This window comes from Streptomyces sp. NPDC012466, from assembly GCF_042955215.1.
Classification (GTDB): domain Bacteria; phylum Actinomycetota; class Actinomycetes; order Streptomycetales; family Streptomycetaceae; genus Streptomyces.
In genome coordinates this window covers 500,851-514,539 of record NZ_JBIBEQ010000008.1, presented here as the reverse complement: position 1 = coordinate 514,539, position 13,689 = coordinate 500,851, and the positions used below count along the sequence as shown (strand labels likewise).

13 protein-coding genes and 3 pseudogenes are annotated in these 13,689 nt (G+C 70.7%); 12 read left to right on the top strand and 4 right to left on the bottom strand.

What is annotated here, in order from left to right; genetic code table 11:
• Nucleotides 1-54: 54 nt before the first annotated feature.
• Entirely contained in the window at nucleotides 55-1,020 is a 966-nt protein-coding gene (locus ACFY9E_RS29870; RefSeq protein WP_390989119.1) for a LysR family transcriptional regulator, read from the bottom strand.
• 121 nt (nucleotides 1,021-1,141) lie between these two features.
• Between ACFY9E_RS29870 and ACFY9E_RS29865 the strand changes: the two genes are divergently transcribed.
• From ACFY9E_RS29865 to ACFY9E_RS29825, 9 genes and pseudogenes are all read left to right on the top strand, one after another.
• On the top strand, nucleotides 1,142-2,125 hold the full coding sequence (locus ACFY9E_RS29865; protein ID WP_390989117.1) for a fumarylacetoacetate hydrolase family protein: 984 nt from the start codon (nucleotides 1,142-1,144) through the stop codon (nucleotides 2,123-2,125).
• Nucleotides 2,122-3,093 carry a cyclase family protein gene (locus ACFY9E_RS29860; RefSeq protein WP_390989115.1) on the top strand — a complete coding sequence of 324 codons (972 nt, stop codon included), beginning with the start codon at nucleotides 2,122-2,124 and terminating at the stop codon, nucleotides 3,091-3,093. Before ACFY9E_RS29865 ends, ACFY9E_RS29860 begins: the two co-directional genes overlap by 4 nt.
• A 139-nt stretch (nucleotides 3,094-3,232) precedes the next feature.
• Nucleotides 3,233-4,369 (top strand): FAD-dependent monooxygenase, encoded by a 1,137-nt coding sequence (locus ACFY9E_RS29855; RefSeq protein ID WP_390989113.1) that lies wholly within the window; start codon nucleotides 3,233-3,235, stop codon nucleotides 4,367-4,369.
• A complete protein-coding gene (locus ACFY9E_RS29850) occupies nucleotides 4,366-5,391 on the top strand; it encodes an amidohydrolase family protein (protein ID WP_390989111.1) in 1,026 nt (341 codons plus the stop codon). The genes ACFY9E_RS29855 and ACFY9E_RS29850 overlap by 4 nt, the downstream gene beginning before the upstream one ends.
• Before the next feature lie 12 nt (nucleotides 5,392-5,403).
• Entirely contained in the window at nucleotides 5,404-6,342 is a 939-nt protein-coding gene (locus tag ACFY9E_RS29845; RefSeq protein WP_390989109.1) for a VOC family protein, read from the top strand.
• A 105-nt stretch (nucleotides 6,343-6,447) separates the two neighbouring features.
• On the top strand, nucleotides 6,448-7,419 hold the full coding sequence (locus ACFY9E_RS29840) for a fumarylacetoacetate hydrolase family protein (protein ID WP_390989108.1): 972 nt from the start codon (nucleotides 6,448-6,450) through the stop codon (nucleotides 7,417-7,419).
• A gap of 5 nt (nucleotides 7,420-7,424) precedes the next feature.
• Nucleotides 7,425-8,192: an SDR family oxidoreductase gene (locus ACFY9E_RS29835; protein ID WP_390989189.1), complete on the top strand. Its 768-nt coding sequence runs from the start codon at nucleotides 7,425-7,427 to the stop codon at nucleotides 8,190-8,192.
• A gap of 37 nt (nucleotides 8,193-8,229) precedes the next feature.
• Nucleotides 8,230-8,797: pseudogene (locus ACFY9E_RS29830) on the top strand (CoA transferase subunit A); the annotation flags it as partial.
• A 40-nt stretch (nucleotides 8,798-8,837) separates the two neighbouring features.
• Nucleotides 8,838-9,227, top strand: a complete 390-nt coding sequence (locus tag ACFY9E_RS29825) for a hypothetical protein (protein ID WP_390989195.1) — start codon at nucleotides 8,838-8,840, stop codon at nucleotides 9,225-9,227.
• A 724-nt stretch (nucleotides 9,228-9,951) separates the two neighbouring features.
• Here the strand turns inward: ACFY9E_RS29825 and ACFY9E_RS29820 are convergent.
• Nucleotides 9,952-10,731: a hypothetical protein gene (locus ACFY9E_RS29820; RefSeq protein WP_390989106.1), complete on the bottom strand. Its 780-nt coding sequence runs from the start codon at nucleotides 10,729-10,731 to the stop codon at nucleotides 9,952-9,954.
• Between the two features lie 184 nt (nucleotides 10,732-10,915).
• On the opposite strand from ACFY9E_RS29820, the pseudogene ACFY9E_RS29815 reads away from it, so the two are divergent.
• A pseudogene (locus ACFY9E_RS29815) lies at nucleotides 10,916-11,006 on the top strand (IS5/IS1182 family transposase); the annotation flags it as partial.
• 115 nt (nucleotides 11,007-11,121) lie between these two features.
• Here the strand turns inward: ACFY9E_RS29815 and ACFY9E_RS29810 are convergent.
• Nucleotides 11,122-12,189: an RNA ligase (ATP) gene (locus ACFY9E_RS29810; protein WP_390989105.1), complete on the bottom strand. Its 1,068-nt coding sequence runs from the start codon at nucleotides 12,187-12,189 to the stop codon at nucleotides 11,122-11,124.
• Nucleotides 12,190-12,307: 118 nt separating this feature from the next.
• On the opposite strand from ACFY9E_RS29810, the gene ACFY9E_RS29805 reads away from it, so the two are divergent.
• Both ACFY9E_RS29805 and ACFY9E_RS29800 read left to right on the top strand, forming a co-directional pair.
• A complete protein-coding gene (locus tag ACFY9E_RS29805; protein ID WP_390989103.1) occupies nucleotides 12,308-12,769 on the top strand; it encodes a hypothetical protein in 462 nt (153 codons plus the stop codon).
• A complete protein-coding gene (locus ACFY9E_RS29800) occupies nucleotides 12,766-13,035 on the top strand; it encodes a hypothetical protein (RefSeq protein ID WP_390989102.1) in 270 nt (89 codons plus the stop codon). The genes ACFY9E_RS29805 and ACFY9E_RS29800 overlap by 4 nt, the downstream gene beginning before the upstream one ends.
• A 446-nt stretch (nucleotides 13,036-13,481) precedes the next feature.
• On the opposite strand, the pseudogene ACFY9E_RS29795 reads toward ACFY9E_RS29800, so the two are convergent.
• Nucleotides 13,482-13,612, bottom strand: a pseudogene (locus tag ACFY9E_RS29795) (glutathione S-transferase family protein); the annotation flags it as partial.
• Between the last annotated feature and the right edge of the window lie 77 nt (nucleotides 13,613-13,689).

Genomic DNA, 13,689 nt, shown 5'->3' with positions numbered 1-13,689 from the left:
ACCCGCCGTCGCGGGGCGGGGTCCTGCCGGTCCCCCGCTCCCGCCGGACCGGGATCAGATCCGGCCCGGCGCGGGCCCCGCACCCCGTACAGCGGGGACGACCTCGTCCGTGCCGTGGCCCGCCAGCGTCGCACCCACCTCGGCGGCCTTCTGCCGCAGCCAGATGTGGGCCGCGTCCTGAGCGTGCACCGGGTGCCACCACATCGCCTCCTGCACCGGCACGGCCTCGAAGGGGCAGGGCAGGACGCGCACCGCGGCGGAGCGGACAGCCCTGCGCGCCAGGCGCTCCTGGATCATCGCGACCCGGCGGGTGCCCTCGACCATGTGCGGCAGGAGCTGGAAGGTCTGCACGGAAACCTCCACCTGGGGACTGATGCCGAGCATGCTCAGCTGCCGGGCGGCCGGAGCGTCGTAGGGGCGCTGGTAGACGGCCCAGGGCAGGCGGGCCAGGTGGTCGAGGGTGAGCTCGTGGCCGATCTCGGGGTGGTCGTCGGCGACCACGCACAGCCATCGGTCCTGGTGGAGGTCGACGGCGGGGAAGCCGTCGATGACACCGTGCGGCATCAGCAGTCCGTCGACGGTGCTCAGCACGGTGGCGGTGTGCTCGACGACGGAGGGTGCCGGGTGCTGGAAGGTGAGCCGGATGCCGGGCGCCTCCTGGTGCACGACGCGGGCGAGCGCGGAGCCGAACACCGCCGCGCCGTAGTCCGAGGCGAGAAGGGTGAACTCGCGGCTCTCGGCGGCCGGATCGAAATCGGCCTGGCTGGAGAACACGCGCTCCAGCAGGTCGCACGCGCTCGCGCTGCGGTCGCGCAGGGCGACGCCGAGTGGCGTCAGCTCGTAGGAGTTGCCGGACCGGGCGAGCAATTCGTCGTCGAAATGGCGGCGCAACCGGGACAGCGCCGCGCTCATCGCGGGCTGGCTCAGTCCCATGCGCTCGCCGGCCCGGGTGACGTTGCGCTCCTCCAGCAGCGCACGCAGGGCGACGACCAGATTGAGGTCGAGTCGGGACAGGTTCACCAGGTACCACCTACGCGAGCGAGAGCCATCAACGTCATGGATCAGACGCATTCACAGGATTGATTTCCGTGATTCGCCGAGCGAGGCCAGAGTAGACCCCAACCCAGCAGGAGGAAATCTGATGGCAACGCCCGCTCAACCTGCCGGCCCGTTCGCGCTCGGCACGGCTTCCACTCAGGACGGGGAGCCGTTTCCCGCTCTCCTGGTCAAGGACCGCATACTCGACCTGAGCGGAGCTCTGGACTGGGCGCCGTCCGGGATGCGTGACGTACTGGAGCGGTGGGAGGAGGCCCTCCCCGTCCTGCACGCCCTGGCGGACGACGACACCCTCGGCTGGCGGCCGCTGGAAGGCCTGCACCTGCACGCCCCGCTGGAGCCCCGCCAGATCTTCCAGTCGGGCGCCAACTACCGCCAGCACGTGATCGACCTCGAGGTTGCCCACCGCTCCCCCGACGACCCCCGCACCGTCGAGGAGGCCCGTGCGGAGATCGCCGCGATCATGGACCGCCGGGCCGCCGAGGACCTGCCGTACGTGTTCATCGGCCTGCCCAGCACCCTCGCGGGCCCCTACGACGACGTCGTACTCCCTTCCTGGGCGAAGAAGCCGGACTGGGAGCTGGAGCTGGCGGCGGTCATCTCCAAGCCCGCCTACCAGGTCTCCGCCGAAGAGGCCCTGGAGTACGTCGCCGGGTACACGATCGCCAACGACCTCACCGACCGCGCCACCGTCTTCCGGCGGGACATGCCCGCCATCGGCACCGACTGGTTGCGCTGCAAGAACGGCCCCGGCTTCACTCCGCTCGGCCCCTGGATCGTCCCCGCCGAGTCGATCGCCGACCCGGGCGACCTGCGGGTCACGCTGAAGCTGAACGGCGAGACCATGCAGGACGAGTCCACCAAGGACATGCTCTTCGGCATCGCGCGGCTGGTGTCGTACATCTCCCAGACCTCCCGGCTGCTGCCCGGCGACCTGGTGCTGACCGGCAGCCCGTCCGGCAACGGCATCCACTGGGGACGCCTGCTGCGTGACGGTGACGTCATGGAGGGCTCCATCACCGGACTGGGCGTGCAGCGGAACCGCTGTGTGGCGGAGAGCGCGACATGAGCCTGGACCGTCACGACCCCGAGGCCGCGATCGCCGAGGCCGCCAAGGCCTACTCCAACTGGGGGCGCTGGGGTGAGGACGACGTGCTCGGCACCCTGAACTTCCTCGACGAGGCCAAGCGGCGCGAAGGCGCGACGCTCGTGAGCCGCGGCGTCAGCTTCTCGCTCTCGCAGCGCTTCGACATGAACGGCCCGCAGAAGGGCTGGCGCCGCCGCACCAACCCTGTGCACACCATGCTCGACACCGGCACCGACGCCGCCCTGGGCAACCAGGGTTTCCCGCACGGCATCGGTGGCGCCGACGACGTGATCGCGATGCCGCTGCAGTGCTCCACCCAGTGGGACGGCCTCGGACACATCTTCGACCACGGCAAGGCATGGAACGGACGCGACGCGGAGAAGGTCGTCACCTCCGACGGCGACCTCGTCACCGGCATCGAGCACATGGCCCCCTACGTGGCCGGGCGGGGGGTGCTCCTCGACGTCGCCCGGGTCATCGGTGACGACGACGGCGAACCGGAGCTGCCCGACGGTTTCGCGATCAGCGAGGAACATCTGACCGCGACCGCCGAGGCTCACGGCGTGAGCGTCGGCCGCGGCGACATCGTCCTCGTCCGCACCGGACACCTCACCCGCGCCCGGCGCGAGGGCTGGGGCGACTACGCGGGCGGACCCGCGCCCGGCCTGTCGTTCACCGCCGCCGGCTGGCTGCACCGCACCGAGATCGCCGCGATCGCCACCGACACCTGGGGCTTCGAGGTACGGCCGAACGAATTCGAGAACGCCTTCCAGCCGCTCCACCAGATCGTCATCCCCAACATGGGCCTCCTCATCGGTGAGATGTGGGACCTCGACGCCCTCGCCACGGACTGCGCCGACGACGGCGTGTACGAGTTCTGGCTCACCGCCGCTCCCCTCCCCATCACCGGCGCCGTCGGCTCCCCCGTGAACCCCATCGCCGTCAAGTAATCCGCCGAACCGCCGGATGCGCCTTCCCCGGACAGCAGCGGCGCATCCGGCCCCGCACCACGCACGACCCGCACCCCCAGCGGGTGAGCCGCATTCCAGCCGCCCGAAGCCGTGCGGCCCGACATCGAGGGACCCCGACATGACCGATCCCCGCGCCCGTTCCGTCCTCGTCATCGGCGGGGGTGCTTCCGGCAACGCCGTCACCATCCTGCTGCGCCGCGCCGGCATCACCGTGGACCTGGTCGAGGCCAAGCCCGACTGGAACGCCACCACCGGCTCCGGCATCACCCTCCAGGGCAACGCCCTGCGCGTGCTGCGCGAGCTGGGGGTGTGGGAGCAGGTCAGCGCCTCCGGGTTCGCCTTCGGCTCGCTGGGCGTGACCGCCCCGGACGGCACCGTCCTGTTCGTCGCGGACGACATCCAGACCGGCGGCGAGGACCTGCCCGCCACCCTGGGCATGCAGCGCCCCCAGCTCCAGCAGATTTTGATCAACGCGGTCCGCGCCTCCGGTGCCGACGTTCGCCTCGGCATCACCCCCGACAGCCTGGAGCAGGACGCCGACGGCGTCCGGGTGCTCTTCAGTGACGGCACCGAGGGCCGCTACGACCTGGTCGTCGCCGCCGACGGCCTCAACTCGGCGACGCGCGCCGCGATCGGGATCACCGACAAACCCGAGCCCACCGGAATGGCCATCTGGCGTATCGCCGCCCCGCGCCCCGAAGGGCTGGAGCGCACCGACCTGGCGACCGGCGGCCCGGCCTACATCGCCGGCTACTGCCCCACCAGCGAGAACACCATCTACGCGTACGTCGTCGAGGGCAACCGCGACCGCGCCTCGCTCCCGCCGGAGTCGTACGCCGACGAGATGCGCGAACTCGCCCAGGGCTACGGCGGCTTCTGGCCCGAGATCGTGAAGCACATCGATGACCCGGCCAAGGTCAACTACACCTGGTTCCACCGTCTGCTGGTGGAGGGCCCCTGGCACCGTGGCCGGGTCGTGCTCGTCGGGGACTCCGCCCACTGCTGCCCGCCCACCTTCGCCCAGGGCGCGGCGATGTCCCTGGAGGACGCCCTGGTCCTCGCCGAGCTGCTCACCACCCGCGACGACTGGGACGACCAGCTCTTCACCGACTACCAGGTCCGCCGGATGCACCGCGTCCGGATGGTCGTCGACGCCTCCTGCCAGCTCGGCCAGTGGCACCTCGACGGGGTACGCGACGCCGACGTACCCGGGCTGACACACCGCACCCTGAACGCGCTGAAGGAACTCCCGTGACCGAGCCCGAGTCGATACCGACGATCGACGTCCACGCCCACCTCCTGCTGCCCGAGGTCGAGGAGGCCGTCGCCGGCCAGGCGGGCCTCGCCGAGGCCCGTAACCTCGACGCCCGCCGCAACGGACCGGCGGCCCTGGCCGTCAGCGGCCCCATGGTCGGCGATCGCGTGCCCAGGCTGACGGACGTCGCCGTGCGTCTGTCGGCCATGGACGCACAGGGCGTGGACATCCAGCTGGTCAGCCCTTCCCCGTCGCACTACCACTACTGGGCCGAGCACCAACTGGCCCAGATGGTCTGTCGGTTGGCGAACGAGGGCACCGCCGCGCACTGCGCGAAGGCCCCCGACCGGCTGCACGGCCTCGGCCTGATCCCCCTCCAGCACCCGGACCTCGCCGTCGCGTTGCTCGACCACGCACTGGAGCAGGGCCTGCGGGGCGTCGAGATCTCCTCGCACGCCCCCGGCCCGGGCGGGAGCCGGGAGGTGGAGCTGTCCGACCCGCGCCTCGCCTCCTTCTGGTCCCGGGCGGAGGAGACCGGCGCCCTGGTCTTCCTGCACCCGTTCGGCTGCACCCTCGACGAGCGCCTGGACCAGTGGTACCTGTCCAACACCGTCGGCCAGCCCACCGAGAACGCGGTCGCACTGTCCCACCTGATCTTCTCCGGGGTCCTGGACCGCCACCCGGGCCTGAAGCTGATCGCCGCGCACGGCGGCGGCTATCTGCCCACCCACATCGGCCGCTCCGACCACGCTTGGCGGGCCCGCGCCGACGCCCAGGACTGCTCACGGGAGCCGAGCAGCTACCTGAGGCAGCTGTACTTCGACTCCCTCGTCCACGACCCCGATGTCCTGCGGGAGTTGCTCCGGGTCGCCGGCCCGGAACGGGTCCTGCTCGGCTCCGACTTCCCCTTCGACATGGGCACCGAGGATCCGCTGGGCGCGCTGCGCGCGGCGGACCTGCGTGACGCCGACTTCCACTCCGTGCGCGGCAAGAACGCCGCCCCCCTGCTCAACCTCGTCTGAGGGAGGACTCCCATGAGCAACCGTCTGCTCACGCATCTGCGGCACGTCGACCTCGCCGTGCCCGACTACGACAAGCAGCTCGACTTCTACGCCGGCGTCTGGGGCCTGACCAAGGTCGCCGAGGACTCCGGCATCTCGTTTCTGGCCGCCGAGGGCAGCCCCGAGCAGTACGTCGTCCGCCTGCGCAAGGCCGACGAGAAGCGCCTCGACCTGGTCTCCTACGGGGCGGGCAGCCCGGCCGACGTGGACATCCTGGCCGAACAACTCCTCGCCGGAGGCGTGCAGTTGATCTCACAGCCCGGCAAGGTGGACACCCCCGGCGGCGGTTACGGCTTCCGCTTCTTCGACGTCGACGGGCGCACCATCGAGGTCTCCGCCGACGTCGAGGTCAGGCAGCACCGGAAGATCGAGGAGAAGGAGTCGATCCCGGTCAAGCTGTCACACGTGGTCCTCAACTCGCCGGACCTCGACAAGACCCGCGAGTGGTACGAGCGCCACCTCGGCTTCCGCCTCTCCGACACGCTCGGCCATCCGCGCATCGGCGACGTCATGCACTTCATGCGGATCAGCAACCAGCACCACTCCATGGCCATCGCCAAGGGCCCGCACACCTCCCTGCACCACGTCTCCTTCGAGATGCGCGGCATCGACGAGTACATGCGCGGCTCCGGCCGCGTGATCCGGGCCGGTGTCAAGAAGGTCTGGGGCCCGGGCAGGCACATGGCGGGCGACAACACGTTCTCCTACTTCCTGGACCCCCACGGCAACACCGTCGAGTACACCACCGAGTTGGAGCAGCTGGACGAGGACACCTGGCACCCCCACGTCTACGACTTCTCCCAGCCCGAGGTCACCGACCAGTGGGGCACCGCCAACCCCATGAACGAACTGGTCACCAAGGAGTCCTTCAACGACGTCGACCGCGGCGTGTTCGTCGCCCCGCCGGTCTGATCCCCCTACTCCGGGGGCGCGGCAGCCCTGTCATGCCCTGACTCCCCGCCGCGCCCCCGGTCCAGCTCAGCCAGCCCTTCCGCCTCCTCCGCGACTGGACCTCCCATGCGTTTCGCCACGTACGAGTACCGCAACCGCCGCCAGGTGGCCGTCGTCGAAGAGGACGGTACGCTCCACCCCCTGCCCGGCGTCACCTCACTGACCGGCCTGCTCGCCGCAAGCGGCGGGCTGCCCGAACTGCTCGACGCCGGCTCCGCGGTGCTCGACGCCACGGCCGGCCCCAATGTCTCCCAGGTACGGCTGCGGCCACCGCTCCAGCCGCCCACCGTGCGGGACTTCGTGACCTTCGAAGAGCATGTCGAGGGCGTACGGCGCTCCGTGGACGGGGCGGCCGGGGTACCGGAGCGGTGGTACGCAGCCCCGACGTTCTATTTCGGCAACCCGTACGCGGTGTACGGCCCGCACGACGACATCCCCGTGCCGCCCGGGTCGAGCGTGCTCGACTTCGAGCTGGAGGTCGCCGCGGTGATCAGCAAGGAGGGCCGCGACCTCACTCCCGAGCAGGCCCGCGACCACATCGTCGGCTACACCGTCTTCAACGACTGGTCGGCCCGCGATCTGCAGTCCGCGGAGATGAAGGTGGGTCTCGGCCCGTGCAAGGGCAAGGACACCGCGACCACGCTGGGCCCATGGCTGGTCACGGCCGACGAACTGGAGCCCCACCGCGACGAGGGCGGTTTCCTGCGCCTCGCGCTGACCGCCGAGATCAACGGCGAGGTGGTCGGCGAGGACCTTCTCTCCAACATGAGTTGGACCTTCGAGGAGATGGTCGCCTACGCCTCGCGCGGGACGTGGGTCCGTCCCGGTGACGTCCTGGGCTCCGGGACCTGCGGCAACGGCGGCTGCCTCGCCGAACTGTGGGGCGTACGGGGGAAGCAGGACCCGGCGCCGCTGAAGCCCGGCGACACGGTGACACTCACCGTCGAGGGCATCGGCAGCGTCTCCAACACCGTGGTGGCCGGTGCCGACCCGCTGCCCGTCCCGGCCGGCCGACGGCGCTCCCGGGAACGGCCGTGACCGACATGCGTCCCTGGGGACACCTCCCGGCCGAAGGCCGGGGGAGGCTCCTCGGCAAGGTCGTCGTCATCACAGGGGCCGCCGCCAGCCAGGGCGCCGCGGAGGCCGAGGCACTGGCCCGCGAGGGTGCCCGGGTGATCGCCACCGACGTGACCGAGGCACCGGCTTGCCGCCGCCTCGACGTCACCAGCGAGAAGGACTGGGCCGAGCTCGCCGCCGACCTGCGGGAGGCGTACGGACAGGTGCACGGCCTGGTCAACAACGCGGGCGTCACCTGGCGGGCCCGGATCGACGACGTACGCCCGGACGACATGGCCCGCGTCCACGCCGTCAACGTCACCGGACCGCTCCTCGGCATCCAGCACCTGGCACCGCTGATGCCCGCGGGGGCATCGATCGTGAACGTCGGTTCGTCGGCGGCGCTGACCGCCCACTACCCGGTCGCGTACACCGCCAGCAAATGGGCGCTGCGCGGCCTGTCGGCCACCGCCGCGATGGAACTGGGCCCACGCGGCATCCGCGTGAACACCATCCATCCCGGCTTCATCGAAACCGACATGACCGCCTCCGCGGCACCCGCGTTCCGCGAGGCGAACCTCCTCGGGACACCGCTCGGTCGCACCGGAACCGTCGACGACATCACCCCGCTCATCACCTTCCTCCTCTCCGAGGACTCCGCCTTCATCACCGGCGCCGAGATCCCGGTCGACGGCGGCCTCACGGCACACGGCGGCGCCAAGCCCATCTCGGACGCTCTGCGGCCAGGCGCCTGACACCAGCGACAACGCACGACAGAAACGCCCTCCCCCCATGGACAAGGTCCGCGCGAGCGCCGCGGAGACGGTCGCCGACATCCCCGACGGCGCGTCCCTGGCCGTCGGTGGCTTCGGCCTCAGTGGCATCCCCGATGTACTCATCCAGGCCCTGCACGCCCAGGGCGCCACCGGCCTGGAGGTCGTTGTCGAACAACTGCGGAGTGGACGGGCGCGGACTGGGAGTCCTGCTGGCCGACGGCCGGATCGCCCGCGTCACGGGCAGTCACGTGGGCGAGAACAAGGAGTTCGCCCGTCAGTACCTGTCGGGCGAACGGGAGGTGGAGCTCGTGCCGCAGGACACGCTCGCCGAGCGGCTGCGGGCCGGAGGAGCGGGCATCCCCGCCTTCTACACCCCCGCGGGGGCGGGCACCCAGGCCGCCCGCGGCGGACTGCCCTGGCGCCACGCGGACGACGGCACGGTGGCGGTGGCCTCCCCGGCCAAGGAGATGCGCGACTTCGCGGACCGCACGTACGTCCTGGAGCACGGCATCACCACCGACTTCGCCGTCGTACGGGCCTGGCGGGGCGACCGCCACGGGAACCTCGTCTTCCGTAAGTCCGCCCCTCAGGGCCCCGGCCCGCAGGGCGGTTGCGGTGTTCGGCGTGCCGGTCAACCAGGCCGTGCTCACCGCGGCTCTGCCGGAGCTCATCCCGTACCCGGAGCCCCTGGAATGCTCGCGGTTCGTGCTCTTGGACGAGTGCCCGGGCAACTCCGAGAGCTGGCTCCTGGCGCGCTGCCACGCCGAGCTGCTCGTCGCAGGCGTGCGTGGGGTGGTGTCCTTCGCCGACCCCGTCCCCCGGCGCACCGCCTCCGGCACCCCGATCATGCCGGGACACTGTGGCCGGATCCACCAGGCCACAAACGGGATCTACGCTCGCAGAGCGACCGCGCGGACCATCAAAGTCCTGCCTTACGGCACGGTTCTCAATGACCGGGCCGCGCAGAAGGTCCGCCGCCATGAGCAGGGCCACCAATACGTGGAGGCCGGCTGATCCCGCTGGGCGCTTCCGTGCCGCGGGCCCGGTGCGATCCGGCGGAGTGGCTGCGGAGGCCTTGGTAGCGGTCGGTGCCCGTTCGGTTCGCCACCGCGGCTGCCACAGGTTCTGCAGACGGTCGCCGCGTGTTGCCACTTGGCCGACGACGCAACCAGGACGAGGGGCTCGTGGCCGGCCAGTACGGTCACAGACGTCCGCCGCTCGACTACTTGACGGAGATACCGGCCATCTCAGAGTGGTTCAGGCGTTGGCGTGGCGGTGACACTGCCGGCGGTTCATCGCCGTTTGCGGAGGATGACGCGGCAACCTTGCCTTGGGTAGATCTCCGATCCCGATCGGTGTCCAAGGCGCTCGCCTCGGGGCGAGGCCGGTTCGAGGTCGCCTCGGCCGGGGAGGGCGTGCATGAGCGCTCGGACTTGGGCGTGGGCAAGCTGGGCGGCGGCGCAGGCGTGGGGTCCGGTCCCGAAGGGCGTCCAGATTGTGGGCAGGGCCGTAGAGCCTCGTTGATCGGCCTCATACCCGGAGCGACGCTCCGACGCCTGCCGAGGTTCTCGCATCGGGACAGCGTTCACCGGACCGGGTACAACGGGGCGGGCCTGCTGACCTTTCGCACCGTCCGTCGCGTGATCGTATGCCCGCGGACGAAGGCTGAGCAGGCCGAGCCAGCCCAGACAGCAACTGAACTCGCTCTCTACTTTTAGCGGGTGATTGCCTGCGGGGATCACTGTGTGGGGGGCAGGGACGCGACCGCGCTGCGGGCTTCGGCCGAGCCACGGTGCCGGTGCCACGCCTGGTGCACAGCGCTGGCCATGAGGAGTGCCGCGAAGTCGACAAGGGCGTAGCCGCCGGGAAGTCCGGAGGGCGGGTTACCCATGAGGAGCAGTCCGGTGATGTCGTGGGGCCGGTAGCTGTAGAGGCCGAAGAGGGTGCCGGCGAACTCGCAGGGAACGGTCACCGCGATGATCCATGGAACACGCGCTCGCATTACGGGGTGTTGACGGACCGCTGCGATGATGAGTAGGCCGATGACGCCGCTGTAGTCCCTCCGCTCGGCCAGCAGGAGCCCCCACAGTGACCACGCCGCCAGGCCAGCGTAAGCGGCGTTATGGAGCCCTCGAGGTGCAGGCGTGCGGGCGAGGACGACGCTGGTCAGGAAGATACCCGCGTGGCAGGGGGGAACCCAGGCCGGGAAGTTGCCGAGCCGATAGTCCCACCATTCCATGTCATGGGTTCCCACGAACTCCACCGTGCAGGCCACAGCGACGGCACACAGGACCTGCAGCTGGACCCAGGAGCTCTCGTGCCAGGCCATGAACGTCACACAGCAGGCGACAGCCAGCCCGATAACCAGTTGACCGAACAGCCCGAAGTGGGGCTCGACCAGGCAGATGATCAGAAGGCCGCCAGCGGCGACAAGGCATGCGAGCACCTGCTCCGACCGGCGCGACAGGCGGTGTCGTGCCCCCAGGCCGCGAGGGCGAGCGTCCTCCCGCTTCTGCACGGTCGTGGCAGTACGTAGCAATAACAATCCGGAACCACGGGAGCGCACTGTCGGTCGGTCGATGGGAGTCATGCCTGGTGAACGACGCCACCTGGCGAAAGGAAGCCCATTCACCGGATCGTGTGGCCTCTTCCTGAGGGGCGGCCACGCTGATACTGAATCTGCTTCATCATGAGGAAGTGAGAAGAGCGCCCAGGAGCTCGGCTTCGGCTCGGGCATGACCTGCTGGCGGCGCCTGGTGGCCTGGAACGAGGCCGGTGTCTGGGACCAGCTGCACCAGCTCTGCGGAACAAGCTGCGGTCGAAGAACCAGCTGGACTGGTCGCGGGCCCGCCAAAGTCATGATCCGGCGCGGGCCGGCGCGACCCGCCCCGGCCCACTCCCGCCTGCCTCACTCGTACTCCGTGCCGCCCTTCCGCGTCAGATACGCCGGACTCACCGCCTTGGCGATCGCCCGCCCCCCGGTCACCGCGCTGTACCGCTCACTGGAAGGCCGTATCACCACACCCTCCCGCAAGTGCAGCCCCCGCCCGGACACCGTCTCCCGCCCGTCAGCGACCTCCAGCACGCGCTCGATGTCGTACGGCCCCTGGAACAGTCGCGGCACCAACGGCAGCTCCCCCTCCAGCAGTTCCGCCGCGTCCAGCCACCGCACTTGCCCGTCGATCTCCGCGGACACGTCGAACACGGCGTACCCGAGCGTGTCGCGGCGCCCGTCCGCGCCGTATGTCAGGTCCTGCACGCCCGCGCCGTACACCTCGCCGAAGATCCCCACCCGACGTGCCCCCAACCGCTCGGCGAGCCGCGCCGCGGCCTCGGCGACGCCGTGCCCGCGCACCGCCCGCCAGTACAAATTGCGCGGATCCTCCTTCAGCGCCAGCGACTTCGCGCCGAAGCCCTTGGACGAGACGTACGCCCGTCCCTCGCCCGCGACATACGTCAGCAGGCACGCCGACCCGTGCAGCTTCTCCGTCAGGACCACATCCTCGCCCGGGGTGAAGATCCCCGGAAACCGCTGGATGTTCTCGATGTCGACCCACGGCAGCAGCTCCGGCGCGGCCTCCACGTCGCCGTTCATCATGGGCGGCACCGGCGGCACCCACTTGGTGATGCCGAGCAGCGCGGCGAAGTCGGTCCCCTCCAGCGCCGCCCGGGCCAGATCGAACCCCGCGAGCGCCTTCGGCCGGCACACGATGCCCTGCGACAGCTCCCCCCGCAGCCGCACCGCCTTGACCCGGTCCGCGTTGCCGCCCGCGAGCCGCCCGGTCAGCCCCAGCTCCTCGATCAGCTCGGGCGGCAGCACCGACTGCTCGGGGATGTACACCGCAGCCTCACCCGTGCGATACGCGCCCTTGGCGACGACGGCCCGATACAGCCCCACCTGGGCCAGCTCGAGCGCATCGGCGTTCGGGTGCTCGTGCACGGTCAACACTTCGGCTGTGACGCGCAGCGTCGACATGGGGGCTCCTCCAGGTACCTACGTGGGTTTCATCGCTCCCCACTCTCCGCACGGGAAAGGGGTGGGTCCAACGGATTAGCGCCTGGTAGCGTCACGCTCTTCGGCCAGCGCCCCAGCCGTGCGCGCAGTCCTGACGGGACCGACCCCCACGCCGTCGCCCGCCCTCGACGCGGCCCTCGCCGATATCGACACCGTCTTCAACGGCTTCGCCGGCTCGCACGGATCCGGCTGCCCCCTGTGCCACGCGCCCGAGAAGACCGCCTACCTGCGCACCCCCTACACCCACGTTCCCCTGGACGTCCTGCAGAGGTACCTCTTCGAGGTCCACGACCACTTCGACGACCACACCTCCGCCATGCGCCGCCTCGTTCCGCAGGCGGCACGGGCGGTGGCCGACGGTGCCCTGGGGATGATCGGCTACGGCGCCCACGGGCTGACCCGGTTGGACTGGCGCTCCCGGCCGGCCGAGCAGGCCGCCGCCATCGACGCGTCAAGCAGGCCTGGTGGCAGGACGGCCCCGCGACGCCCTAGCCGCCATACGACGTCTTCGACACCTGCGTCACGATCGCCGGGACCGTGACCCCGTTCCTCGACGGCTGGATCCAGGGCCCCACCGCCGACGCGCACCTCGTCCACTGCGCCGACGCCTGGCTCCACGACCTGCTCAGCGACGCGCCCCCGTTCACCTGGTGGTACGACGACAGCGAGGACGCGGGCGTCGCGAACCTGCGGGCCTGGCTGGCCGGTCCCGGCGCCGCCCGGCTGCGTGCCCTGGGCGAGCCCGATCTGGCCATCCGCTCCGTGATCCTCACCCTGCCCTACGACGCGTGCTGGGCCCACGCCTAATGGGACACGGCCGCCACCACCAACTGAGTCTTGGAATCCGCCCGTTCACCATCCGGCAGAACCGGGCGTACTCCAGGCCCATGCGGGTCGCCGGCCCGAGTCGTCCCGCCGGCCACCCCTTATCCCGGGCTCGGGCCCCGCCAGCATCCGGTCCGCCGAACGAAGCGGTCCGGGGATGAGCCATGTCCGCTCGTCCCATGTCGGACGCCGACATCGAAGCCCCACCCGGTCATCCGGCCCCCTATGACTGCGTACTGAACCCGGTTGGTTGCGGAGCCAGCACACCGACTCACCACGGTCCGACCTGCCGGGCGCCCCGGGCTTCCCGGAGCCGCTTCGGCCACCTCAACTGGCGAATCCGGACGGACGGAGGCGGAGGGCGTATTGCGGTTCCGTGAAACCGTCCGGACACCACTGGGCGGGCTGTACGGCGGCCCGGTCCAGATGTGTACGGACCAGTCCAGGATCTGCACCGCCGCCCTGCGGCCTCCAGCCCTTGGCAGCGGGCATGGTGTCGGCGGGCGATGCCGTCCAGGTCGAGGTGGGTACCGAAGGCGGGGTGGGCGGCCAGTCGCCGTACGCAGTCCTGACCAGGCCGCCCGCACGGCGGCACTGGCCGCCACGGAACACGCCCACCGGCGAAATGGACGGGCC

Coding starts and splice junctions, on each gene's coding strand:
- ACFY9E_RS29865 (WP_390989117.1), top strand. CDS start 1,142: ATGGCAACGCCCGCTCAACCTGCCGGCCCGTTCGCGCTCGGCACGGCT.
- ACFY9E_RS29860 (WP_390989115.1), top strand. CDS start 2,122: ATGAGCCTGGACCGTCACGACCCCGAGGCCGCGATCGCCGAGGCCGCC.
- ACFY9E_RS29855 (WP_390989113.1), top strand. CDS start 3,233: ATGACCGATCCCCGCGCCCGTTCCGTCCTCGTCATCGGCGGGGGTGCT.
- ACFY9E_RS29845 (WP_390989109.1), top strand. CDS start 5,404: ATGAGCAACCGTCTGCTCACGCATCTGCGGCACGTCGACCTCGCCGTG.
- ACFY9E_RS29840 (WP_390989108.1), top strand. CDS start 6,448: ATGCGTTTCGCCACGTACGAGTACCGCAACCGCCGCCAGGTGGCCGTC.
- ACFY9E_RS29835 (WP_390989189.1), top strand. CDS start 7,425: ATGCGTCCCTGGGGACACCTCCCGGCCGAAGGCCGGGGGAGGCTCCTC.
- ACFY9E_RS29810 (WP_390989105.1), bottom strand. CDS start 12,189: ATGTCGACGCTGCGCGTCACAGCCGAAGTGTTGACCGTGCACGAGCAC.